The 21482-nt window shown below is 72.7% G+C and carries 18 protein-coding genes; 3 read left to right on the plus strand and 15 right to left on the minus strand.

Going from position 1 to position 21482, the window contains the following annotated elements; all coding sequences use genetic code 11:
* The first annotated feature begins 121 nt into the window (after positions 1-121).
* Positions 122-1912 (plus strand): AMP-dependent synthetase/ligase, encoded by a 1791-nt coding sequence (locus tag BJY14_RS07340; protein WP_179842916.1) that lies wholly within the window; start codon positions 122-124, stop codon positions 1910-1912.
* On the opposite strand, the gene BJY14_RS07345 is transcribed toward BJY14_RS07340, so the two are convergent.
* The 11 genes from BJY14_RS07345 to ctaE form a co-directional block, all read right to left on the minus strand.
* Positions 1900-2568 (minus strand): NAD(P)H-binding protein, encoded by a 669-nt coding sequence (locus BJY14_RS07345; protein WP_179842917.1) that lies wholly within the window; start codon positions 2566-2568, stop codon positions 1900-1902. The two genes, BJY14_RS07340 and BJY14_RS07345, sit on opposite strands and share 13 nt — an antisense overlap.
* 70 nt (positions 2569-2638) lie before the next feature.
* Positions 2639-4066, minus strand: coding sequence for a DUF1996 domain-containing protein (locus tag BJY14_RS07350; protein WP_179842918.1), 1428 nt, complete (start codon positions 4064-4066; stop codon positions 2639-2641).
* Between the two features lie 30 nt (positions 4067-4096).
* Entirely contained in the window at positions 4097-4729 is a 633-nt protein-coding gene (locus BJY14_RS07355; RefSeq protein WP_246395835.1) for a DUF4142 domain-containing protein, read from the minus strand.
* A 124-nt stretch (positions 4730-4853) separates the two neighbouring features.
* Positions 4854-6365, minus strand: coding sequence for an NADH-quinone oxidoreductase subunit NuoF family protein (locus BJY14_RS07360; RefSeq protein WP_179842919.1), 1512 nt, complete (start codon positions 6363-6365; stop codon positions 4854-4856).
* Positions 6362-7288: a ferric reductase-like transmembrane domain-containing protein gene (locus tag BJY14_RS07365; protein ID WP_179842920.1), complete on the minus strand. Its 927-nt coding sequence runs from the start codon at positions 7286-7288 to the stop codon at positions 6362-6364. The genes BJY14_RS07360 and BJY14_RS07365 overlap by 4 nt, the downstream gene beginning before the upstream one ends.
* A gap of 22 nt (positions 7289-7310) precedes the next feature.
* The gene (locus BJY14_RS07370; RefSeq protein WP_179842921.1) at positions 7311-9359 is read right to left on the minus strand and encodes a peptidoglycan DD-metalloendopeptidase family protein; all 2049 of its coding nucleotides are present in this window, start codon (positions 9357-9359) and stop codon (positions 7311-7313) included.
* A 922-nt stretch (positions 9360-10281) separates the two neighbouring features.
* A complete protein-coding gene (locus BJY14_RS07375; RefSeq protein ID WP_179842922.1) occupies positions 10282-11409 on the minus strand; it encodes a glycosyltransferase family 4 protein in 1128 nt (375 codons plus the stop codon).
* A gap of 70 nt (positions 11410-11479) precedes the next feature.
* Complete coding sequence (gene qcrB, locus BJY14_RS07380) at positions 11480-13108, minus strand: cytochrome bc1 complex cytochrome b subunit (protein ID WP_179842923.1); 1629 nt, start codon at positions 13106-13108, stop codon at positions 11480-11482.
* Positions 13105-14202, minus strand: coding sequence for a cytochrome bc1 complex Rieske iron-sulfur subunit (qcrA, locus tag BJY14_RS07385; protein WP_179842924.1), 1098 nt, complete (start codon positions 14200-14202; stop codon positions 13105-13107). Before qcrA ends, qcrB begins: the two co-directional genes overlap by 4 nt.
* Positions 14199-15110 (minus strand): cytochrome bc1 complex diheme cytochrome c subunit, encoded by a 912-nt coding sequence (gene qcrC / locus BJY14_RS07390; protein WP_179842925.1) that lies wholly within the window; start codon positions 15108-15110, stop codon positions 14199-14201. The genes qcrA and qcrC overlap by 4 nt, the downstream gene beginning before the upstream one ends.
* Before the next feature lie 44 nt (positions 15111-15154).
* Complete coding sequence (gene ctaE / locus BJY14_RS07395; RefSeq protein WP_179842926.1) at positions 15155-15802, minus strand: aa3-type cytochrome oxidase subunit III; 648 nt, start codon at positions 15800-15802, stop codon at positions 15155-15157.
* Between the two features lie 100 nt (positions 15803-15902).
* Between ctaE and BJY14_RS07400 the strand changes: the two genes are divergently transcribed.
* Positions 15903-16325 (plus strand): type 2 periplasmic-binding domain-containing protein, encoded by a 423-nt coding sequence (locus tag BJY14_RS07400; RefSeq protein WP_179842927.1) that lies wholly within the window; start codon positions 15903-15905, stop codon positions 16323-16325.
* 56 nt (positions 16326-16381) lie between these two features.
* Positions 16382-17431, plus strand: coding sequence for an anthranilate phosphoribosyltransferase (gene trpD / locus BJY14_RS07405; RefSeq protein WP_179842928.1), 1050 nt, complete (start codon positions 16382-16384; stop codon positions 17429-17431).
* 35 nt (positions 17432-17466) lie between these two features.
* On the opposite strand, the gene BJY14_RS07410 is transcribed toward trpD, so the two are convergent.
* Genes BJY14_RS07410 through BJY14_RS07425 form a run of 4 tightly spaced genes read right to left on the minus strand, consistent with a single transcriptional unit; the run spans position 17467 to position 21470 of the window.
* A complete protein-coding gene (locus tag BJY14_RS07410) occupies positions 17467-18276 on the minus strand; it encodes an ABC transporter permease (protein ID WP_179842929.1) in 810 nt (269 codons plus the stop codon).
* Entirely contained in the window at positions 18276-19190 is a 915-nt protein-coding gene (locus BJY14_RS07415) for an ABC transporter permease (RefSeq protein ID WP_179842930.1), read from the minus strand. The genes BJY14_RS07410 and BJY14_RS07415 overlap by 1 nt, the downstream gene beginning before the upstream one ends.
* Positions 19187-20395, minus strand: a complete 1209-nt coding sequence (locus BJY14_RS07420) for an ABC transporter substrate-binding protein (protein ID WP_218905181.1) — start codon at positions 20393-20395, stop codon at positions 19187-19189. The genes BJY14_RS07415 and BJY14_RS07420 overlap by 4 nt, the downstream gene beginning before the upstream one ends.
* Before the next feature lie 49 nt (positions 20396-20444).
* Positions 20445-21470, minus strand: coding sequence for an ABC transporter ATP-binding protein (locus tag BJY14_RS07425; protein WP_179842931.1), 1026 nt, complete (start codon positions 21468-21470; stop codon positions 20445-20447).
* Positions 21471-21482: the final 12 nt, after the last annotated feature.

Raw genomic sequence — 21482 nt, forward strand, 5'->3', positions numbered from 1 at the left:
GCACGATTCCTACTCGTGGGTATCATGCGGCAACGGAGGAGTTCGCGCGCCGCGGGCCGGACGGCCCGAGCGCGCCGCGGACCCTCCCGCCGTCCTCGAAGACCGACGACAGGAGTGGGCCGTGCGCGAGTTCAGCGTCCCCGCGATGGTGGAGGTCCCCGACTCCGCCACTCTGACCGACGCGCCCTTCGCCCGGGCCGCCGAAGAGCCCGGCCGGATCGTGCTGCGCCGCAAGAACGGCGACGCGTGGAGCGCCGTCACCGCGGCGGAGTTCGCCGCCGAGACGGCGGGGGTCGCCAAGGGCCTGGCCGCCGCCGGCGTCGAGCCCGGCGACCGGGTGTGCCTGCTGTCGCGGACCCGCTACGAGTGGACGGTCCTGGACTACGCGATCTGGGCGGCGGGCGCGGTCTCCGTCCCGATCTACGAGACGTCCTCCGCCGAGCAGATCGAGTGGATCGTCGGCGACTCCGGGGCCAGGGCGGTGTTCGCCGAGACCGCCGCGCACGTGGCGACCGTCGAGGAGATCCGCGACCGGCTCCCCGGGCTGGCGCACGTGTGGGGCATCGACGCGGGCGGCGTCGCGGAGGTCACCCGGCTCGGCGCGGACGTCGGCGACGACGTCGTCGAGGAGCGCCGCCGGTCCCGCCGCGCCGCGGACATCGCCACGCTCGTCTACACCTCCGGCACCACCGGGCGCCCCAAGGGCTGCGAGATCACCCATGGGAACCTGGTGTCGACCGCCCGCAACGCCGTGCAGGGGGCGATCGCCGAGATCGCCGTCGAGGGCAGCTCCACGCTGCTGTTCCTGCCGCTGGCGCACGTGTTCGCCCGGCTGATCGAGGTCGCCACCATCGAGGGCGGCATCGTGCTCGGGCACAGCGACGTCCCGAACCTGCTGCCGGACCTGGCCTCGTTCCGGCCGACGTTCCTGCTGGCCGTCCCGCGCGTGTTCGAGAAGGTCTACAACGGCGCCGAGCAGAAGGCCGCGGCCGACGGCAAGGGCAAGATCTTCAAGACGGCGGCGGAGACCGCGGTCGCCTACAGCCGGGCGCTGGACGACGGCGGCCCCGGCCTCGGGCTGAAGGCCCGGCACCGCGTCTTCGACGTGCTCGTGTACCGCAAGCTGCGCGCCGCGGTCGGCGGCAGGGTGCAGTACGCGGTGTCCGGCGGCGCCGCGCTCGGCGAGCGGCTCGGGCACTTCTTCCGCGGCGTCGGGATCACGATCCTGGAGGGCTACGGGCTCACCGAGACGACCGCGCCCGCCGCCGTCAACCGGCCCTCCGCCATCAAGATCGGCACGGTGGGCAGGCCGATCCCCGGCGTCGACGTGCGCATCGCCGAGGACGGCGAGGTCCTCGTGCGCGGCGTCGACGTCATGCGCGGCTACTGGAACAACGAGGCCGCCACCAAGGAGGCCCTGGAGGACGGCTGGTTCCACACCGGCGACCTCGGCTCCCTCGACGAGGAGGGCTTCCTGCGGATCACCGGCCGGAAGAAGGAGATCCTCGTCACCGCGGCGGGCAAGAACGTGGCGCCCGCCCCGCTGGAGGACCGGCTCCGCGCCCACCCGCTGATCAGCCAGTGCCTCGTCGTCGGCGACGGCCGCAAGTTCATCAGCGCGCTCGTCACCCTGGACGAGGAGGCGCTCGGCCCGTGGAAGGCCCGGCACGGCAAGCCGGCGGAGATGACGGTGGACGAGCTGCGCCGCGACCCCGACCTCGTCGCCGAGATCGAGGCCGCGGTCGCCGACGCCAACAAGTCGGTCAGCCACGCTGAGGCGATCAAGAAGCACGTCGTCCTCGGCGTCGACTTCACCGAGGAGGCCGGCCACATGACGCCGAGCCTGAAGGTGAAGCGCAACGTGGTGATGAAGGACTTCGCCGACGAGATCGACGCCCTCTACACCGGCTGAGCCAGCGCGGCGACGGCGTCCCCGATCGGGGTCGAGCCGTTGAGCAGGTCCAGCGTGAGGCGGCGGACGTCGCCGGCGTCCAGCAGCGCCGCGACGACCGCCGCGACGTCGTCGCGGGTGACCGCGCCGTGCCCGATCGGCGGCTCGGCCAGCGCCACCAGGCCGGTGGGCGGGTCGTCGGTGAGGCGGCCCGGCCGCAGGATCAGCCAGTCCAGGGCGTCGCGGCGCCTCAGGTCGTCCTCGGCCTCGCCCTTGGCCCTGATGTAGGCCTCCCAGACCTCGCCGCGCCCGGGCGCGGGCGGCTCGCCCGCGCCCATCGCGGAGATCTGCACGAAGCCGCGGACCCCCGCGCGTTCGGCGGCGTCGGCCGCGAGCACCGCGGCGCCGCGGTCGACGGTGTCCTTGCGCGACACTCCGCTGCCCGGCCCCGCGCCCGCGGCGAACACGACGGCGTCCGCGCCGGTCAGATGGTCGGCGAGCTCGTCGAGGGTCGCCGACTCCAGGTCGCACACGACCGGCCCGGCGCCGGTGTCCCGGACGTCGCCGGCGTGGCCGGGGTTGCGGATGATGCTCAGCACGGTGTCCCCCCGTGCGGACAGCAGCCGGGACAGCCGCAGTGCGATCTGCCCGTGCCCGCCCGCGATCACGATGTTCATGCCGCGATCGTAGGACGCCGCGGACCCGGACGCGCGGACGCGCGGCCGGGTCCCGGCGGGTCGGAGCCGTTCAGCGGCGGCGCTTGATCCGCGTCCCGGCCCTGCCGTTGATCGCGTTGACGGCCTTCGCCATGAGCTGGTCGTCCATCACGTTGATGAGGTCGCCGTGGTCGGTCACCGGGTCGTGGCCCGACTCGGGGAAGCTGTCCAGCGCGAACGCCAGCGGCTTGGCGGGCAGGTTGTAGGCCAGCGTCATCCGCAGCTGCGGCACCGCCTTCGTGCCCTGCGGGCACTGCCCCGTCGCCTGGTCCGGGAACCGGATGTGGTCGCGGTGGTTGGCGCTGTCGGTGTTCTGGCCGTCCCAGCAACTCGGGAAGTTCAGCACGCGCAGCACCTTGCTGCCCCGCGGGCACAGCGGGTACTTGTCGGTGAACGCCCGGTTCTCGAATCCGGTGCACGTCCAGCTGGCGTGCGCGTTCTTCAGGCCGTTCGTCACCGCCTTGGCGTCACCGGTGGCGACCCGGATGAACCGCGGCATCGCGGTCACCTTGCTGCGCGGGTTGCCGAGGAACTGGAGCTTCACGCTCGACGGCGTGACGATGCTGCCGGTGTTGCCGTCCGCCTGGCTCTGCTGCGCGCGATCGGAGTCGTCCTGGCCGTTGCGGAGCCGGATCACCGGCCAGAAGTAGGCCGACTTGTCGCCGTTGGTGCAGGTCGTCCCGGCGGCGGCAAAGGTCTCGTCGGTGGAGAACGCGTTCGTGTCGAGGTTGCCCACGTAGTCGTGGATGTGGTGCGCGCCGTTCACGACGCCGGGGGCCGCGAGCACGTTGTCGGGGTTGCTGTGGGCCTGGCCCTTGTTCACACCGCAACTGGAGGCGAACACGCCGGTCGAGGCCTGGCGGCTGCGGCGCGGCTGCCGCACACGTGGCGCCTTGCGGATGTCGACGAACTGGTCGGCGCGCAGGCTCGGATTCGCCGGAGCCTGCCCGCCGTTCTGCCCGCCGTTCTGGCCGCCGTTCTGGCCGTTGCCCTGCCCGCCTCCGGGCTGCTGACCGCCCTGCGGGTCGGCCGGGGGTGTCGTCTGGCCGCCCTGCGGGTCGGCCGGCGGGGTGGTCTGGCCGCCGTCGATCGGGCCGCCATCGCCCATCTGACCGCCGTCACCCATCTGGCCACCGTCGCCCATTTGACCGCCGTCGCCCATCTGGCCACCATCGCCCATTTGACCGCCGTCGCCCATTTGACCGCCGTCGCCCATCTGGCCGCCTCCGGGCTGCTGACCGCCCTGCGGGTCGGCCGGCGGCGTCGTCCGGCCGGAGCCCTGGAGCTTCGGAACGCCGGAGCCGTCCGCGGGCAGCGCCGGATAGGCGGCCGGGCCCGCCGCCGCGGTGGTCACGGGAATGTACGGCTGCGCCGCCGCGCCGGGGGTCCCCTGGCAGGCCGTCGCGACGAGGGTGAACGCCGGGATCAACACGGCGAAGGCTTTCTTCTTTCGTCCCATCGAAAAACTGCTCCCTTTGCGGGGTGTACGTCAGTGCAGGGCGCGCCTGGGAACCAGGCCCGTGCTCTCCAGCAGCGACATGTGCGTGTTGACGAATTTCAGGCACCGTTCGGCGAACGCGCGGATCTCGGTGTTCTCGGTCGCCGCGCGCACCTTGGCGATGACGGTGAAGACCTGCCCGTGGGCGGCACGCAACCGCAGCACGAACGTCTTGTCATAGTCGGCGCCGTATTTTCCCGACATCTCCCTCAGCCAGCTCTTCTGGCTGCCGTTGGGCTCGTTGGGAAGGAGTACGCCCAGCTTCTGCGCCTCGGCGCGGGTGTCGGCGTCCAGCTGCATGTGCTGGCGCATGATGATCTCGCCGACCTCCTTCACCCGGGGGCTGGACGCGCGCTGCGCGGCCTGCTGCCCGGCGGGCATCTCCCAGAGGCCGGCCTGCCGGACCTTGACCAGGAGCTGCCTGTCCAGAGTGCTGAGCCGCCCCCAGCGGGTGTTGACGGTGCCACCGAGGTTCGCCGCGCCGCTCGCGGGCGTGCCGACCGGGCTCATGACGACCGCGAAGGCCGCCACGACGGCGGCCACGGCCGCCAGTACCAGCAGCAGGCGTCCTTTGCCGAGGCGCGGGAGCGTGCGCTTTCCGGCGATTCCGTAGGATTTCCTCAAGGGCTCTCGTCCCTCCTTTCAAGGATCTCTCGACGGACCCGGCGCGGGTTCGTCCGGAGATACGCACCGGCCCACCGTCCGGGTTCAACGATGTCCACCTGTTGTCATTTCTTCGCGCGGGAATTCAGCGCCGCGACGGCGCTCCGGGAACTCCGCCGACGACTCGCAGCGCCAATGCAGGGCACATCGCGACCGCCTTCTGGACGTCCTTCTCCATCCATGAGGGAATGTCGGTGCCGAGCACGACGGGAAAGCCGTACCGGTCGAGCTGGATCAGCTCGGGCACGAGATAGGCGCACAGGCCGTGCCCGTCGCACCGGCTCCAGTCGATCGCGACCCGCCCCTCCGAGCCGTCCGGCACCGGCAGCGGCAGGACCCCGTAGGTCGACTGGCCGCACCCGCCGCCCCACCGGTGCTCCTCGATGTCGGCGGTGAAGGCCTCCATCGCCGACAGGACGAACCTCGCCGTCCCGTCGGGGTGGGTGCAGGCGCCGCGGCCCCGGCCGACGCCGGCCGCGCGGCGCACGTCCTCCGCCGTCCCGGCCCCCTCGGTGAGCGCCATCAGCGACCGGACGACGTCGGGCAGCCCGAGCCGGCACGGCCCGCATTGCCCGGCGGACTGCGCGGCGAGGTACGACGCGATCCGCGTGACCTCGCCGAGCGGGCAGGTGCCCTGGGTGAGCGGCAGGATGATCCCGGCGCCCACCGTCCCGCCCACGCGCCGCATCCCGGCGCGCGACAGCACCGCCCGCGACACCGCGGCCGGGTCGAGCCACATCCCGTGGTACCCGCCGACGAGCACGCCCGGCGACGGCGGCACCTCGCAGTGGTCAAGGACGGCCCGCAGCGGCGTGCCGAGCGGCGCCTCCACGACCTGCGTCCCGCCGATCGTCAGCAGCGTGGTGCCCGGCTCGTCGTCGGTCCCGGCCGAGGCGTACAGGTCGGGGCCAAGGGAGACCAGCACCGCCAGCTGCGCGAACGTCTCGGTGTTGGACAGCAGCGTCGGGAAGCCGTCCACCCCCGAGTCGGACGCGCGGACCTTGACTCCCGGCGGGATCGGCGTCTCCCCGTTGATCGCGCGGATCACCGCGCCGCTCTCCCCCGAGATGAACCGCTCCGTCAGCCGCACGACCCGGGCGGGCATCCGCCGCTCGCTGATCGCGGCGCGGACCGACCGGGCGGCCTCGTCGCTCTCGACGGCCAGCACGATCCGCTGGGTGCCGAGCGCGCTCGCCGCGATCTGCGCGCCGTCGAGCACCAGGTGCGGGGCCCTGCCGAGCAGCACCTTGTCCTTGGCGCTGCCGGGCTCGCCCTCGGCGCCGTTGACCACCACGACGACATCCTCGCTGGACCCGCGCTCGTCGCCCTTCTCGCCGGGCAGCAGCGCGGTCCGGTCGGCGGTCGGGTGGTTGACCCGCGCGGCGACCGCCATCAGCTTGCGGGCGAACGGGAACCCCGCCCCGCCCCGCCCCCTCAGGTCGACCTGTTCGGCCATGCGCACCAGGTCGTCCAGCGCCGGCGCGCGGAGCCTGCCGTGCACCGCCAGATGTCGGTCGAGGTCCAGCCGGTCGAACCGGTCGAACCCGAGCGTCAGCCGCGGCCCGCCGATATTGGAGACGGTGACGGTCGAGGTCATCGGATCACCTCGGTGTCACGGCCCTGGCCGGTGACGGGCATGCCGCGCGGGTCCGCGACGGTCCTGCGGGAGTCGTCGAGGTCCCGCCGGACGCCGAAGTCCCGGCGGCCGCCGAAGTCGCGCGGGTCGTCGGTGTCGCGCGGGTCGTCGAAGCGGTCCTCCCCCGCCCGGGCGCGCGCCCTCGCGGCGGCGCGTCCCTCCTCGTGCTCGCGCGCCGCCATGGCGCGCCGGTCGCGGCGCCGTCCCGCGCCGTCCGGCAGCGAGTACGCCTCGACGTCCTCGCCCGCCAGGTGGACGTCCCGCGGCTTGATCACCACGACCATGCGGGTGACCAGGGCGAGCACGACGAACACGACGCTCATCACGTAGCTGAGGACGACCCACGGCGCCGCGGCCCGCCCGGTGATCAGGCCGTGCACGATCGCGAGCGGCCAGGACACGTAGGCGACGGCGTGCATCGACCGCCACACCCAGGCCTTGCCGCGCAGCGCGAACCGCGCCCGCATCAGCCCGGTGACCACGATGAGGAGCATCAGGTCGGAGGCGATGGTGCCGAGGCCGATCGCGCCGCCGTCCGGCACGACGATCTGGACGGGCAGCGCGAGGCCGCTCATCACCTTCACCGTGACGTGCGCGACCAGCATCGCCGTCGCGATGACGGCGGAGGCGCGGTGCACCGCCTGGGCGAGCACCCGGTGCCGGATCTTCAGGATGAGGCGCTCGGTGGCCAGCAGCCCGCTCATCACCGCGGTGGTGAGGGCGACCAGCGCGAAGACCCCCGCGTAGAAGCTGAGGAAGTACTGCACGTTCGCGACCGCGACGGCGCCCTGCGGGGTCGCCGCGCCGACCAGCACCAGCACCGCGCCGGCGAGCACCACGCGCAGCGCCCAGGCGGGCACCGCGGGATCATCACTGTTGCGCATTCGCACCGCTCGGACTCCTGTTCTAGGTGGCGGCCGGCGCCGGGGCTCCGGCCGATCCGGCGCCGTCCTTCTTCGGCTTCGCGCCGGGGGACGGAGATGACGACGGAGGGTCGTCCGCGGCGGGGACCGGGCCGAGGTTGGCCAGCAGGCCCCCGGGAAGCACCTGCAGGACGCCGCGTTCGGCGAAGCCGAGGAGCGGCTTGGCGCGCTCGCGGAACGTCCAGCCGCCGATCTCGGCGCCGTCGAGCGGGACCGCCCCGCCGCCGCGGCGCAGCCCGAAGGCGACCTCGGGGCCCGGCGCGGCCGCCCCGCCGCAGGGCCGGGCGGCGCCGGTGCGGCCGAGCGCGTCGCCCTGCGCGACGACGCTGCCGTCGCGCAGCTCGGTCACGCTCCGCATGCCGTAGTACGTGGACGCGAGGCCGCTCGGGTGGATCACCATGACCACCGCACCGGCCTGGCCGGAGCAGAACCGGTAGAGCCGTCCGGCGCCGGCGGCGAGGACGCGGCCGTCGCCGCCCGAGAAGGCCAGCGACGCCAGCGGGCGCGAGGACGCGGCGTCGTCGGAGGTCGTCATCGACCACGCCTCCCCCGTCTTCCAGGGCAGCATCAGCCGGTCGCCCGCCCGCGTCCCGTTGACGAGCGTGGTGGCCTGCGCGGCGCTGAGCGCGCCGTACTTGCGCAGGAGCCGCGACTCCGACGGCGACATGAGGTTCGCGGGGGCGGCTCCGAGGAGCGCGGCGAAGGTCGTCGCGCCCGACAGCCCGACCTGCCACTGCCGGCCCGTCCAGTGGGCGGCGTAGAAGGCGAGCTCGGGGCCGGCCGCGCTGGACTCGGGAACCGGGATCGCGCTCGTGCCGAAGACCCAGGTCCGGTCGGCGCTCTGGCGGGTGGCGCCCACGAACGGCTGCCGCGTCAGCGCCGCACCGTAGGCCTGCCGCGCCGCGGCGCCCCGCTGGGCCAGCGTCAGCTTGCGGACCTGCGTGGCGAGGACCCCGAGGTCGGGTCCCGCCGGAGGGGCGGCCGTGCCGCCGCCGGTCCCGGGCCGCTGCTGGGGCTGCTGGGGCCGCGCGGGTGTCCCGCCCGTGCCGGGCTTCGGCGGCCGGATCGCGCGCTGCGAGCCGACCGGTCCCGAGGAGCCGCCGACGGGCCCGCCGTCGAGCAGGGCCCGCTCGGCGATGCCCAGCAGGGACAGCCCGACCGCGGTGGACAGGACGATCGCGCCGATGCTCAGCCGGTCGGCGGGCCGCCTGCCGCGGCGCGGCGTCGCCTTCGGCCCGGGGCGCGGCGGCGACTGGCGGCGGCGCTGCTCCGGTCGGGCGGGCCTGCGCCGGGAGCCGTCCCGCCCCGCGCGCGGCGGCTCCGCACGGCGGGGACGCCCGCCCCGCGCGGGGAACTCGCGGGACCGATCCCTCGCGGAGCGTCCCGCGCGCCCGCCGAGCCCCTCGACCCTGGCATCGAACCTTTCGGTGCGGTCGTCGCGCGGCTTGCCGCGGGCGTCGGGGCGCTCCGTCCGTGCGTCCCGCTCGGCGCGGGGGGTGGGACGCCCGGTCGGGGTGTCGCGCCGCGTGGCCCGCGCGTCGAGCTGCTCGGTGCGGGCGTCGGGCTGCTCGGTGCGGGCGTCCCGCCGCGCGTTCCGGGGGGCCGGCCGCTCGCCTCGGGCGTCGGGGCGCTCCGGTCGGGCGTCCCGGCGCGTGCGGGCGGCGTAGCCCGCGGGGTCGTAGCTGCCGCGCGCGTCGAAACGCTCGCTCGCGGCGTCGCCGCGCCGTTCGGCGGGCTCCGGCCACTGCGCCCGGGGGCGCGGCCGCTCGGTGCCCTTGCCGGAACGGCGCGCGCGGGCCTTGGACTCGCGGCGCTTGATCTCGCGCCGCGACGGCTCGCGCCGCGACGCTCCGCGGCCCCGCTCGGACCAGTCCGGCTGCTCCGACCACCAGGACCCTTCGGGCCACTGGGGGTCCCCGGACCGGAGCCCCCGCTCGGGCTCGGGTCTCGTGGACGGGCGCGCGGGCGTCTCGGCCCACGGTGAAGCATGCGTTTGGCCCTGGGACGCATGCCCGTAATCGCGTCGCGCCATGCCCTCTCCTGTGGAGGAGACGGAGAGCACGGCGAACGCCGGTAGGTTCCGCGCCGCCGGGCCTGTCGCCCGGCGGCCGTCCCGCTGAGACATGACGGGACCGTGATGTCGGAGCCCGCTCGCTCCCACCACGATCCCCGGAACGGATTCTCGCGAATCCGCCCGATCACTCCGGGAGCATACGCCCCTGAAGCCTCGTAGATGTCAATCGATGCCAGAAAAGGCCGGTGACTCTCGTCCTGCGGGGCTGCGCTCATCACCTGTACGCACGGAGGCCGCCACAGGTTCACGCCTTCCGGCGCGAGTTCCGGTACCCCTCCCACCTGGGCGGATCGACATTCCGGCGGACAACGGGCTTAGTGACGGCTGATCCGCCCATTAAGTGCGGGTTAACGCCACCGCGGCGGGCGGCCGGCGGCCCTAACGTCGGAAAAGCCGGCGGCCATGGACGCGGGCGGCGGCAGGAGGTGGCCCCATGACACGATCACCGCGACACGGGATCAGCCCGGGGGCCTCCTCTGCCTCCCGCGCGTCCACGGCCGGGCACCGTCGCGGGGCCGGGCCCCACGGTGCCGCACGCCGGGGCCGTGCCCCGCGCTCCCGTCCACGCGTACCCGATCCGTTCCCGCCTGCCGGCCCGCACGGCGCGCCCGTCTCCTGGTCCTCCCCCACGAGGGCGCCGGGCGGGCAGGCGGCGGATCACGCCCACCCCGTCTCGGCAGGGGCGGTCCGCGCGGAACCGGTCTCCGGGGGCGGGGCATGCGCCCGCGGCGCCGTTCCGGGCCCGGACGCCTTCGAGCGTCCGGGCCCGGAGCGGCGTGCCCGCGGGTCCGGCGTGTTCAGGCGCCTTTGAGCCGCCGTCCCTGGGACGAGGACCCGCCTACGGCGCGGGGGCGGGTCCTCGTCCTGGGGGCGGTGTCGTTCAGGGCACGAGCAGCTTTCCCAGACGGGCCGCCTGGACGTCCCAGCGCCACTCGCGTTCGACCCAGGCCCGGCCCTTCTCCCCCATGACGCGAGCCCGGTCCGGGTCCGCGAGGAGGCCCGCCACGGCCTCGGCGATGTCGGGGACGGAGCGGCCCGGGACCACAAGGCCCGTCTCGCCGTCCAGGACGGCGTCGGGGGCGCCGCCTGAGTCGCCCGCGACGACCGGGAGCCCGGTCGCGGACGCCTCCAGGTACACGATGCCGAGGCCTTCCACGTCAAGGCCACGGCGGCGCGTGCGGCAGGGCATCGCGAAGACGTCGCCCGCGTCGAAGTGGGCGGGCAGCTCTTCCCAGGGCACGCCGCCGGTGAAGACGACCGAACGGCCCACGTCGAGGGACGCGGCAAGGCGTTCCAGGTCGCCGCGGTACGGGCCGCCGCCGACGAGGAGAAGTGCGGCGTCCGGCACGGACTTCAGGACGCGCGGCCAGGCGTGGAGCAGGGCGTCCTGCCCCTTGCGCGGGACCAGGCGGGACACGCACACCGCCACCGGACGTCCGGCCAGCCCGTGCCGCTCCCGGATCTCCGCCCCGCCGGCGCCCCGGTGGAAGAGCGTCTCGTCGACGCCGGGCGCGAGCCGGGCCATCCGCGCCGCCGCCTCGGGCGACAGGGCCCGCGCCATCCGGGAGCGGGTGTACTCGCCGAGGTAGGTCAGGACGTCGACACCGTCCCCGATGCGGCCCAGCAGGGTGCGCGCCACCGGCAGCGACGCCCAGCCGGCCTCGTGCCCGTGCGTGATCCCGACGAGCCGCCGCGCCCCGCGGCGCCGCAGCGCCGGGGCCAGCAGGCCGAGCGGTGCCGCCGCCCCGAACACGACCGAGTCGCAGCGCTCCGCGCGCAGCACGTCCGCGGCCCGGCGCAGCACGCCCGGCTCCGGAAGCATGAGGGAGCCCGGATGCCGGACGACGGGGAACGGCTGCGCCGCGTCGAACTCCGCGGCGCCCTTCCAGGCCGGGGCGTAGACGACGACCGAACCGGGCGGGCGCCGCACGGCGAGGCCGTGCACGAACGCCTGGATGCCGCCCGGCCGCGGCGGGAAGTCGTTGGTGACGAACAGCGTCCTGGTCATCGCGGGCGGCCCGGCACGCGGAAGGGCCCGCCACCGGCGGTGCGGTGACGGGCCCTCGATGCGCGAACGGTCAGTGCCTGACCTCGTGCGACGTGGCGCCGCCCTCGATCTCGGCCTGCTCGCCGTGCGGGTGCTCCTCGACGGGGATGTCGTCGAAGGTCCACGCGCGGTTGAGCCGCGAGCGCAGGTGCCCGATCGGCCCCTTGGTGCCGGGCGCCGGGATGCCCTTGGCGTCCCGGGCCGGGGCCTCGGGCCGGGTGTTCTCCTTGGAGAGCAGGACGTGCCGCTCCTCCTCGCGCGGCGCCTCGTGCCGCTCGGAGAACTTCCCGTCCGGCGACATCATGATCACGCCGGCCTCCACGCCGTGCCCGATGACGTCGGCGTCCTTGCGCTGCAGGCCCAGGCAGATCCGCTTGGTGACGATGAACGCCACGATCGGCCCGAGGAAGAACGCGACCCGGAAGAACCACGTCGTCGCGAACAGCGACACGTGGAACTTGTCCGCGATGACGTCGTTGGCGCCGGCGACCCACAGCAGCCCGTAGAAGGTGACCGCCGCGATGCCCGTCGCCGTGCGGACCGGGGCGTTGCGCGGCCGCTCGTTCACGTGGTGGTGGCGCTTGTCGCCGGTCACCCACTGCTCGACGAACGGCCAGGCGGCCGCGCCGCCGAACACGATGCCGAGCGGGACCAGCGCCGGGATCAGCACGTTGAAGCTGACCGTGTGGCCCCAGGCGGAGACCTCCCAGTTCGGCATGATGCGCAGCGCGCCTTCGAGGACGCCCATGTACCAGTCGGGCTGGGAGCCCGAGGAGATCGCGCCGGGGTCGTACGGGCCGAACAGCCAGATCGGGTTGATCTGCGCGAACGCGCCGAGCAGCGCCAGGACGCCGAAGGTGAACAGGAAGTAGGCGCCCGTCTTGGCCATGAAGACCGGGTAGAACGGGTAGCCGTACACCTGCTGCTCGCTCTGGTTCTTGACCGGCATCGCCGTGTGCTTCTGCACCCACATGATCATCATGTGCGCGGTGACCATGCCGAGCAGCAGCCCCGGGATCAGCAGGATGTGCAGCATGTACAGGCGCGGGACGATGTCCTGGCCGGGGAACTCGCCGCCGAACAGGAACATGTAGATGTAGGTTCCGACCACCGGGATCGACTCCGCGACGCCCTGCGTGATGCGCAGGCCGGTGCCGGACAGCAGGTCGTCGGGCAGCGAGTACCCGAACAGGCCCTCCAGCATGCCCAGCGTGAACATGCCGATGCCGATCAGCCAGTTCAGCTCGCGCGGCTTGCGGTAGGCGCCGGTGAAGAACACGCGCAGCATGTGCGCGAGGATCGACGCCATGAACAGGATCGCGGCCCAGTGGTGGATCTGCCGCATGAGCAGGCCGCCGCGCACGTCGAACGTGATGTGCAGCGTCGAGGCGTAGGCCTCGGACATCTTCACGCCCTGCAGCTTCGTGTACGAGCCGTTGTACACGGTCTCCGTCATGCTCGGCTGGAACCAGAGCGTCAGGAACGTCCCGGTCAGCAGCAGGATGATGAAGGAGTACAGGGCGATCTCGCCCAGCATGAAGGACCAGTGGTCCGGAAAGACCTTCTTCATGTTCCGCTTGAAGAAGGTGGTGGAGCCGAGGCGGTCGTCGAGGAACGTCAGCGGCGCCTCGACCGCCTTCGGAGCTGTCGCCTCGCTCATCCGCGCTCCCAGAAGCTCGGTCCGACGGGTTCGTGGTAGTCGCTCGTGGCGATGAGGTACCCGTCCTCGACGGACAGCGGCAGCTGCGGCAGCGACCGGGCCGCCGGCCCGAAGATGACCTTCGCCGCGTCGGTGGCGTCGAACGTCGACTGGTGGCACGGGCACAGGATGTGGTGGGTGGTCTGCTCGTACAGGGCCGCGGGGCAGCCGACGTGCGTGCAGACCTTGGAGTAGGCGACGATCCCGTTGACGTGCCAGTTCTCGCGGCCCTTGGCGGGCTTGAACTGGTCCGCGGGGATGTTGATGAGGATGGTGACGGCCTTGGCGTTCTGGGTCAGCACCTGGTCCTCGGGGAGCTCCTCCTCGATCCCCTCCGGCAGGACGGTGATCATCGAGCCCGGGGAGGAGAAGTCGCTGACCCGCAGCGGCTTGTTGGTGCCGTCCACGACCAGGCGAGCGCCCTTCTTGCCCTCGGCCTGCGCCTTCTTGACGGCCTCGCCCCAGTAGGTGTGGCGGAGCCGCTTCTCCGGCAGCGGGCCGAGGTCGCGCAGCAGCACCAGCGGGGCCAGGCCGAGCGGCGCGGCGGCCAGCAGCAGCGTGCGGCGCAGCAGGGGCCGCTTGGTGATGCCGCTGTCGTCGGCGCCTTCCAGGAAGTCCTCGGTGAAGGCCGCCCGGGTCTCCTCGTCGGCGGCCAGCTCGTGCCGCTCCTGGACGATCGGCTTGCTGGTCATCAGGCGGCGCACCCAGATGGTGACGCCGAAGGCAAGCGCGAGGAACGACAGCGCCATCAGGCCGCCGAGCCACAGGTTGCTCTCGCGCGCCCGGCTGACGCCGTGCATGCCGCCGTCGCGGCCGCTCCAGCCGATGAAGTAGGCGATGAACGCCACGCTGGCGGCGAACGCGACCAGGAAGAGCGTCGCGACGATCCGCTCGGCGCGCTTGGCCGACGCCTCGTCGAGCTGGTCTCCCACGCCCGCGGGCGCCGAGATGTCGTCCTCGGCCAGCAGGGCCTTCTCCCGCGCGGGGGACGGCGTGCCGATCACGCGTTCGCGCGGGCCGGGCCGGCCCGCCGTGTCCTTGTTGTCGTCGCTCATGACTTCTTCAGCTTCTTCGGCTTCTTCGCGGTGATCCACATGGCGGCCAGGACCAGCAGGCCGATGCCGGCCAGCCAGCCGGCCAGCCCCTCGGTCACCGGGCCGATGCGGCCGAGGCCGTTACCGCCGGGGTTCGGTTCCTCGCGCGTCTGGACGAGGTAGGCGATGATCGCCTGCTTGTCCTTCGGCGTGAGCGTGGTGTCGTTGAACACCGGCATCGCCTGCGGGCCGGTCAGCATGGCCTCGTACATCTGCGTGGGCGTGACGTCGGCGTTCGACAGCGAGGGCGCGTACTTCCCGCCGGTCAGAGCGCCGCCCTGGCCGGTGAAGTTGTGGCACTGCGCGCAGTTGGTGCGGAACAGCTTCCCGCCGAGCGCGACGTTGCCGGTCTTCGGGTCCACGGCCGACGCCGGGGGGACCGCCGGGCCGCCGCCGAGCGAGGCGACGTAGGCGCTCAGGTCGGACAGGTTCTTCTCGGCCTGCGCCTTCTGCTTCTCGGCCGCCTCCCGCTTGTCCTTCTCCTCGTAGTCGGTCTTGAGCGAGGTGTTGAACTCGGGGATCGGCGTCTTGCGCGGGATCTGCGCGCCGGGGTTCGCCGCCGGCATGCGGCCCGAGCCGACCTGGAAGTCGACGGCCGCGGCGCCCACGCCGATGAGGCTCGGGGCGATCGGGTTGCCCTTGGCGTCCTTGGTGCCCTCGGCGTTCAGCCCGTGGCAGCTCGCACAGTTCTTGTTGAAGAGCTGCTGGCCGTTCTTCAGGTCCTGCGCCGCCTGGGCGGTGGTCTGCGCCTCTGCGCGGTCAGTCCGCGGCGAGAAGCCGGCGTAGATCGCGCCGATCGCCGCCAGGGCCGCCAGCACGACGGCGTAGCCCGCCCACGGGCGCCGTCGCCATGCGGTGATCCTTTTCACGGAAGTCCCCGTTCGGGTCAAGTCGGTCGGGTCGGTCGGGTCGTTCAGAGGTCGAGCAGGTAGACGACCGAGAACAGGCCGATCCACACCACGTCGACGAAGTGCCAGTAGTAGGAGACGACGATCGCGCTCGTCGCCTGCTCGTGCGTCCACCGTTTGGCGGCGTAGGTGCGTCCCAGGAGGAACAGGAACGCGACGAGGCCGCCGACGACGTGCAGGCCGTGGAAGCCGGTGGCCAGGTAGAAGACCGAGCCGTAGGCCGAGGACGAGAAGGTGAGGCCGTCCTTGGAGACCAGCTGGGAGTACTCGTAGCCCTGGCCGGCGACGAAGTAGGCGCCCATGAGGAACGAGAGCACGTACCACTCGCGCAGGCCCCAGCGCGCCACGTTGAACACGCTTCCGTCACGTCCGACCTTGCCCGCCTCGGCCTTGAACACGCCCATCTGGCAGGTGACCGAGGAGAGCACCAGGACGGTCGTGTTGATCGCCGAAAGCGGCAGGTCCAGCGGGGCGCCCGGCCAGGCGTGGTGGCCGGACTGGCCGATCGTCACAGAGCGGATCGTGAAGAACATCGCGAACAGCGCCGCGAAGAACATCAGCTCGGACGACAGCCAAACGATCGTCCCCACGCTGACCAGATTGGGACGGTTCGCCCGTGCGTGAGGTGTTGTCTCTATCGCGGATGCTGTCACGCCAGCATTATTGCGCCCCTATCCAGTGAGTGACGCATGACCCCCCTCCTTGGGTTCCCCGAGCGTGTCACCAGTGCCGCGACCCGGTACCCTCACGTCCATGAGCACCGCCCCGGAGAGTCCGATGAAGATCCTCGTCTACAGCGACGACGCGAACACCCGCGCCGAGATCCGGATGGCGATCGGGCGCCGGCCCGCCGCCGACCTCCCCAAGGTCGAGTTCGAGGAGTGCGCCACCCAGCCGGCCGTCGTGGCGCGGCTCGACCAGGGCGGCGTCGACGTCCTGATCGTCGACGGCGAGGCGCAGCCCGCGGGCGGTCTCGGCGTGTGCCGGCAGGCCAAGGACGAGGTGTACGACTGCCCGCCCGTCCTCGCGGTCATCGGCCGCCGCGACGACGGCTGGCTCGCCACCTGGTCGCGCGCCGACGCCGTGGTGGGCCTGCCCATCGACCCGATGGCCTTCGCGAACGCCCTCGCCGGCCTCATGCGGCAGCGGCTCCAGAACCGCCTTCCGGCCTTGTAGCCCCCCCGCACGACGCACCGCCCCTACAACGCACCCACCACGACCCTGTAGGCGACATGGACGCGCGCACCACCTGGCCCGGACTGCTCAACGCCCTCGTGTCGGGCGACTCGCTGTCCAGCGAGGAGACCTCCTGGGCCATGAACAGCATCATGTCCGGCGAGGCCACCGACGTGCAGATCGCGGGCTTCGCCGTGGCGCTGCGCGCCAAGGGCGAGACGGTCGAGGAGGTCACCGGCCTCGCCAGGGGCATGATGGACAACGCCACGCCCATCGAGGTGCCCGGCCGCATCGCCGACCTCGTCGGGACGGGCGGCGACCGGGGCCACACCGTCAACATCTCCACGATGGCCGCCGTGGTGGCGGCCGCGGCGGGCGTGCGGGTCGTCAAGCACGGCAACCGGGCCGCGTCGTCCTCCTGCGGCGCCGCCGACCTGCTGGAGCACCTGGGCGTCGCGATCGACCTGTCCCCCGAGGCCACCGCCCGGGTCGCCGACGAGGTCGGCATCACCTTCTGCTTCGCGCCGCTCTACCACCCGGCGCTGAAGTACGCCTCGCGCACCCGCAGCGAGCTGGGCACTCCGACGGTCTTCAACTTCCTCGGCCCGCTGACGAACCCGGCGCGCCCCCTGGCCCAGGCCGTCGGGGTCTTCCACCCGCGGATGGCGGGCGTGATGGCGGGCGTGTTCGCCGCGCGCGGCTGCTCCTCGCTGGTGTTCCGGGGCGACGACGGGCTCGACGAGCTGACCACCACGGGCACCTCCACGGTGTGGGTCGTGCGCGACGGGACGGCGACGGAGACGACGTTCGACCCCGCCGACCTCGGCATCCCGCCGGCGAAGCCGGAGGACCTGCGCGGCGCCGACGCGGTGTTCAACGGGCGGGTGGCGCGCGAGACGTTCGACGGGCGGCCGGGGCCCGTCCGCGACATGGTCCTGCTGAACGCCGCCGCGCTGATCACCGCCTACGAGGGGGCGCCGCCCGCCGGCGACCTCACCGCCACGCTGGGGGCCGCCTACGAGCGCGCCGCCGCAGCGGTCGATTCGGGAGGCGCCGCCACCCTCCTCGACCGCTGGGTCGACGCCTCCCGGCGCCTGCGGGGCTGACGCTCAGCCCCGGCTCACCGCCGCCTCGCCCCGGCTCACGCGACGCCGCGGGCGCCGCTGGACAGCCGCTGCGCGATCCAGATCGGGATCACCGACAGGACGATCAGGGCCGCGGCGAGCACGTTGACCACCGGGGCCTGGTTGGGCCGGAACAGGTTGCTGAAGATCCAGATCGGCAGGGTCTGGGCGCCCGGCCCGGCGGTGAACGTGGTCACGATGATCTCGTCGAAGGACAGCGCGAACGACAGCAGACCGCCGGCGAGCAGCGCCGAGCGCAGCGCCGGGAACGTGACATGCCAGAACGTCTGGAACGTGTCGGCGCCGAGGTCGGCGGACGCCTCCTCCAGGCTGGTGCCCGTGCGCCGCAGCCGGGCGAGCACGTTGTTGAAGATCGTGACGACGCAGAACGTGGCATGCCCGACGATCACGGTGAACAGGCCGAGCCCGATCCCGAGCGGCTTCAGCACCACCTGGAAGGCGTTGCTGAGCGCGATGCCGGTGACGATGCCGGGCAGCGCGATCGGCAGCACGACGACCAGCGACACCGTCTCGCGTCCGAAGAACCGGTACCGCGACACCGCGAAGGCGGCCATGCTGCCGAGGACGAGCGCGACGGCCGTCGCGCCGAGGCCCGCCTTCACGCTGGTGAGGACGGCCTCCCGGGCGCCCTCGTTGTGCAGCGCCTGCGACCACCAGCGCCCGGTGAACCCGGGCGGCGGCCAGCCGAACGCGCTGTCGGCGTTGAAGGAGTTGACCAGCACGACCAGCAGCGGCACGTAGATGACGGCGAGTCCGAGGAACATCACGACGCGCAGCGCGATCCGCGCGGCGGGCGAGAGGGTCATCACAGCTCCCTGAGCGCGCCGGTGCGGCGGGCCGCGGCGAGGTAGCCGAGCATCACCACCACCGGGATCGTGGCGACCGCCGCCGCGAAGGGCAGGTTGTTGGCGGCGCCGATGTTGTCGTAGACGACGTTGCCGAGCAGCTGGCTCCGGCCGCCGACGATCTTCACGGTGATGTAGTCGCCGAGCGACAGCGAGAACGTGAAGATCGATCCGGCCACCAGTGAGGGGAAGACCAGCGGCAGCACGACCGACCGCAGGGTGCGCAGCGGGCGCGCGCCGAGGTCGCCGGAGGCGTCCAGCAGCGAGTCCGGGAGCCGCTCCAGGCCCGCGTACAGCGGCAGGATCATGTAGGGCAGCCACAGGTAGGCCAGCACGATCACGGTCGCCGTGAGGCCGTAGCCGGGGCTGGAGAGCCCGAACGGGCCCAGCACCTGGTCGAGGAGGCCGCCCTGCGACAGCATCACCCGCCACGCGTACGCCTTGACGAGGTAGGCGGCCCACAGCGGCGCCAGGATCGCGATCACCAGGTAGGGCCGGTGCCGCGGCCTGGCGACCTTGGCCATGTACAGCGCCATCGGGAAGCCGATCGCGGTGTCGATGAGGGTGACGGCCGCCGCGACGCCGAGGCTGCGCAGCGCGACCGTCCGGTAGACCGGTTCGTCGAGCAGGGTCTGGAAGTTGGCGAGCGTGAACTGCCGCACGACCTCGCCGGTGAAGACGTCGGTGGTCCAGAACGCGGTCAGGAAGATCGCGGCGAGGGCGCCGAGATAGACGACGACCAGCCAGGCGAGCGGCGCCGACAGCAGCAGCGACAGGCGCAGCCGCGGGCGGCGGTGCAGCAGGGCCGCCGCCCGGCGCCGGATACCCGGCGCCGGGCGGCCGTCCTTCCCGCCGGTGAGGGCGGAGCCGGTCATCCCTTGATCGTGGTCCACGCCTGGGTCCACTTGGAGTAGTCGACGCACTTGACGTCCTTGCGCCCGTCGAGGCACTGGGCGATCGGCGTCGTCCAGAAGTGCACCTTCGAGAAGTAGTTCTCGTCGGTGGCGTGGAAGGTGTCGCAGTGGGTCTTGTCCGCGGTCTCCCGGCACGCCTTGGCGTTCGCCGGGGCCTCACCGAACCACTCGGCGACCTGCGCGTTCGCCTTGGGGGACACGATCCAGTCCATCCACTTGTAGGCGCAGTTGGGGTGCTTGGCCTTCGCGCCGACCATCCAGGTGTCCGACCAGCCGGTGGAGCCCTCCTTGGGCAGGGCCACCTCGACCGGGGCCTTCTCGCCCTTGGCGAGGTTGGCGATGACCTGCCACGTCGTCCCGAGGACCGAGTCGCCGCTCTTGAACGCCTGGACCTCCTTGGTGTAGTCGGACCAGTACTCGCCGACGAGCCCGTGCTGGGTCTTCAGCAGCTCGACGGCCGCGTCGAACTGCTTCTGGTCGAGCGCGTACGGGTCCTTGATGCCGAGCTCGGGCTTGGCCGTCTTCAGGTAGAGGGCGGCGTCGGCGATGTAGATCGGCGAGTCGTAGGCGGTGATCTTCCCCTTGTACGGGGAGTTCGCGTCGAACACCGCGCCCCACGAGTCGGGGACCGTCTTGACCTTGTCGGTGCGCCACATGAGCAGGTTGGCGCCGCGGCCGTGCGGGATGCCGTAGGCGACGTTGTTCACCGAGTTCCACGGCTTCATCTTCAGCCCGGCGAAGATGTCGGCGTAGTTCGGCACGAGCCCGGTGTTGACCGGCGCGACCGTCCCGGAGGCGATCAGCCGCAGCGAGGCGTCGCCGGAGGCGGAGACCGCGTCGTACTCACCGGTCTTCATCAGGGTCACCATCTCGTCGGACGTGCCGGCGACCTTGGTGTTGACCTTGCAGCCGGTCTGCTTCTCGAACGGGGTGACCCAGTCGACCTTGGGGTCGTTGGAGCCGTCCTCGGCGTACCCGGCCCAGGCGACCAGGTTGACCTGGCCCTCGCCCTGGCCGAGCGACTTCTGCATCGCGACCTTGGGGACCGGGAAGCCGCCCTGCCCTGCTCCGCTCGCCTTGTCGCCCGAGTCGCCGCCGCAGGCGGCGGCCGCCAGTCCGATCGCCAGCGTCGCCGCAGCGGCGGCCGCCATGCGCGTGGACCACATGGGGAACTCCTTATTTTCGGGGGTTTTTTCGGGGGTTTTCTGGGGTGGTTCAGGGGGTGGGGGCCGGCGTGGAGCCGGCCCCCGACACGTGGAACTCGTGGGCCTCGTGCCAGCTGATCCGGACGCGCGCGCCGCGCCGGCCCATGACGTCCATGGAGGAGGTCCGCAGGTTCTGCTCCAGCGCGACGACCCGTTCCCCCGACTCCAGGTCGATCACGAAGCGGGTGACCGCGCCCGCGTAGACGACCTCGGCGACCGTGCCGAGCGCGTGCCGGTCCCCCGCGTCCGGCCCGTCCGCGGCGCCGTCCCCGTGGACGTGGAGCTTCTCCGGGCGCACGCAGACGTCGCCGATGCGGTTGGTCGTCCCGACGAAGCCGGCCACGAACTCGGTGGCGGGCCGCTCGTACACCTCGGCCGGCGTGCCGACCTGCTGGACCCGGCCGCCGTCGAGGACCGCGACCCGGTCGCTGAGGGTCAGCGCCTCCTCCTGGTCGTGGGTGACGAACACGAAGGTGATGCCGGCCCTGCGCTGGATGCTCTTCAGCTCGACCTGCATCTCCTCGCGCAGCTTCAGGTCCAGCGCGCCGAGCGGCTCGTCCAGCAGCAGCACCTTCGGCTCGTTCACGAGGGCCCGGGCGAGCGCGACCCGCTGGCGCTGGCCGCCCGACAGCTCGGCGGGCCGCCTCGCGTGCATCGCGTCGAGCCGGACGCTGCGCAGCGCCTCCAGGGCCCGCTCGCGGCGCTTGGCCTTCGGCACCCGCCGCACCTTCAGGCCGTACTCGACGTTGCGGAGCACGTCCAGGTGCGGGAAGAGCGCGTAGTCCTGGAAGACGGTGTTGACGTCACGGTCGAACGGCGCGAGTCCGGTCACGTCCCTGCCGCCGAGTTCGATCGTTCCAGAGGTCGGCCGCTCGAAGCCCGCGATGAGCCGCAGCACGGTCGTCTTCCCCGACCCGGACGGGCCGAGCATGGAGAAGAACTCGCCGTCCCCGATGTCGAGGTCGACGCCCGCCACCGCCTCGACGGGGCCGAATGTCTTGCGCAGATCGCGGATCCTCACCGCTGAAGCCGGCATGACCGAAAACAT

This window comes from Actinomadura luteofluorescens, assembly GCF_013409365.1.
In the GTDB taxonomy this organism is placed as follows: Bacteria; Actinomycetota; Actinomycetes; order Streptosporangiales; family Streptosporangiaceae; genus Spirillospora; species Spirillospora luteofluorescens.

Excerpts from the sequence above, each read along its gene's own strand:
- BJY14_RS07345 (WP_179842917.1), bottom strand. The coding sequence starts at position 2,568 with ATGAACATCGTGATCGCGGGCGGGCACGGGCAGATCGCACTGCGGCTG.
- BJY14_RS07350 (WP_179842918.1), bottom strand. The coding sequence starts at position 4,066 with ATGGGACGAAAGAAGAAAGCCTTCGCCGTGTTGATCCCGGCGTTCACC.
- BJY14_RS07360 (WP_179842919.1), bottom strand. The coding sequence starts at position 6,365 with ATGACCTCGACCGTCACCGTCTCCAATATCGGCGGGCCGCGGCTGACG.
- BJY14_RS07365 (WP_179842920.1), bottom strand. The coding sequence starts at position 7,288 with ATGCGCAACAGTGATGATCCCGCGGTGCCCGCCTGGGCGCTGCGCGTG.
- BJY14_RS07370 (WP_179842921.1), bottom strand. The coding sequence starts at position 9,359 with ATGGCGCGACGCGATTACGGGCATGCGTCCCAGGGCCAAACGCATGCT.
- BJY14_RS07375 (WP_179842922.1), bottom strand. The coding sequence starts at position 11,409 with ATGACCAGGACGCTGTTCGTCACCAACGACTTCCCGCCGCGGCCGGGC.
- qcrB (WP_179842923.1), bottom strand. The coding sequence starts at position 13,108 with ATGAGCGAGGCGACAGCTCCGAAGGCGGTCGAGGCGCCGCTGACGTTC.
- qcrA (WP_179842924.1), bottom strand. The coding sequence starts at position 14,202 with ATGAGCGACGACAACAAGGACACGGCGGGCCGGCCCGGCCCGCGCGAA.
- BJY14_RS07400 (WP_179842927.1), top strand. The coding sequence starts at position 15,903 with ATGAGCACCGCCCCGGAGAGTCCGATGAAGATCCTCGTCTACAGCGAC.
- trpD (WP_179842928.1), top strand. The coding sequence starts at position 16,382 with ATGGACGCGCGCACCACCTGGCCCGGACTGCTCAACGCCCTCGTGTCG.
- BJY14_RS07410 (WP_179842929.1), bottom strand. The coding sequence starts at position 18,276 with ATGACCCTCTCGCCCGCCGCGCGGATCGCGCTGCGCGTCGTGATGTTC.
- BJY14_RS07415 (WP_179842930.1), bottom strand. The coding sequence starts at position 19,190 with ATGACCGGCTCCGCCCTCACCGGCGGGAAGGACGGCCGCCCGGCGCCG.
- BJY14_RS07420 (WP_218905181.1), bottom strand. The coding sequence starts at position 20,395 with ATGTGGTCCACGCGCATGGCGGCCGCCGCTGCGGCGACGCTGGCGATC.
- BJY14_RS07425 (WP_179842931.1), bottom strand. The coding sequence starts at position 21,470 with ATGCCGGCTTCAGCGGTGAGGATCCGCGATCTGCGCAAGACATTCGGC.